The sequence below is a fragment of the Streptomyces sp. NPDC029014 genome (assembly GCF_055564695.1).
This window is the reverse complement of sequence record NZ_JBVHVT010000226.1, coordinates 1-1,448: the sequence shown is the minus strand read 5'-3', so window position 1 is coordinate 1,448 and position 1,448 is coordinate 1. Positions and strand designations below refer to the sequence as shown.

General features: G+C 60.0%; 3 protein-coding genes. All 3 read right to left on the bottom strand.

Going from position 1 to position 1,448, the window contains the following annotated elements:
* On the bottom strand, positions 1-244 hold a 244-nt coding region (locus ACZ4VL_RS40715), incomplete at its 3' end, for a hypothetical protein (protein WP_468211076.1).
* A 123-nt stretch (positions 245-367) separates the two neighbouring features.
* Positions 368-778 (bottom strand): hypothetical protein, encoded by a 411-nt coding sequence (locus ACZ4VL_RS40710; RefSeq protein ID WP_197591095.1) that lies wholly within the window; start codon positions 776-778, stop codon positions 368-370.
* A 12-nt stretch (positions 779-790) separates the two neighbouring features.
* On the bottom strand, positions 791-1,195 hold the full coding sequence (locus tag ACZ4VL_RS40705) for a hypothetical protein (protein WP_223224759.1): 405 nt from the start codon (positions 1,193-1,195) through the stop codon (positions 791-793).
* Between the last annotated feature and the right edge of the window lie 253 nt (positions 1,196-1,448).

Here is a 1,448-nt window from a genome sequence, read left to right as displayed (position 1 = left end):
CTTTGAGGGTCGTGTTTGCGACGGTGGCACGCAGTGCCCAATCTTCCCTGGCGGCCAGCTCATACACAGCCAGGGCGGCGCAGGTGCGGGGGCTGGTGATCACCAGCCCGTTCGGCGCGTCGTCTGTAGCCGCGGCGGGTGCATCGGTGGGGGTGGCCCAAGCAACCACGCCCAGGGCGGTGAAGCACGCCAAGGCGGCCAGGCCGACGCGGGCGGTGCGCTTGGTGTTGAGGGTCAGGGGCATTGCTAGGTCTCCGTTCCGGCGGCTGCCGATGACGGAACAATAGCGCTGCTATCTAACCTTTACAATAGCGATGCTGTTTACGAGTCGTTTTTGTCTCAATGAATTTCTGAATCCGTTAAGAAATCAGAATTCCCAACGCTTGAGGCAGTCGCTGTATGCAGCGTCTCTAAACTCCCCCGTGACCACGTCTTTGGCGGCCTCACTGGTCAAGCGAGGAAGGTCATAGGCCTTGTGGACGAAGCCCACGTACGGCTCACCATACTTCGTTGCAGTAGCCATGACGGTAGCCATCGGTGTGCCCATCTGCCTTGCCTTCATGATGCGCTCGGCAGCAGTAGATTCGCCTTCGCACAGTTCGGCCGTTGATCCCTTGAGCGTGTCGATGGCCTCTTGAGCTTTTGTCGCAGCCTCGGCTGCCGATGCAGAAGCACGGGCAGCCGCGGCGCGCGCAGGATCGTTGCTAGGGTTGCTTGCGTTGACGCACCCACAAAGGGCGAGCACCACGATCCCAGCGGCAGAAAAATACTTCCTCATTGGTCATGCCTCTTAACCATAGCGGCTGCGGAGTAAGCCGGCATCTTCAAAGCTGACGCCGTCCCGCAGGCAATCTTCGGCGCGCTCCAAGTCCTTATGCAGCTGGATCAGGTCATCATCCGGAAGCTGTTCGATGCCCATGTAACCGAAACAAGCCTGGTCGATCAGGAGCTGCATGGGAGAGCCCCAACGTCTCTGAAAGTGCCGGATCATCCGGCAGTGGGACTCACGAAGTACGACGTCCATGCGGACCGCCGAGTGCGTGATCTTCCTGCTGACTCCATCAGGTGCTGTAGCCGGCAGCTCAGCCGGCTTTACGCTTCCGACCACCGTGAGCTTGGGCTTGTCGCCCATCTTCCGCTGCGCGCGCAGCGCGATCAGCTGAGCCAGCTTGTCCATCTCCTGATCGAGATCCATCTGTACGCTTCCCCTGTTTCCTCAAATCCGCAGCAAGTGCAACGCGCAGCGCCTGGGCAAACAGATCGGGCGATTGCTCGACATCGAATGTCTCGCCTGTGGCCAGATCTAGAGCCTTGCGCACCACAGCGATGGCGGCCACGACGATATCGGCGTTAAGTCTCGCAACCTGAGACGTGCCGAAACTGTCCATGAGGCGAGCGTACTCAGCGCTTACTTCCTGGGGCTGTAGCCCGAGAACATCGGCCAAAGC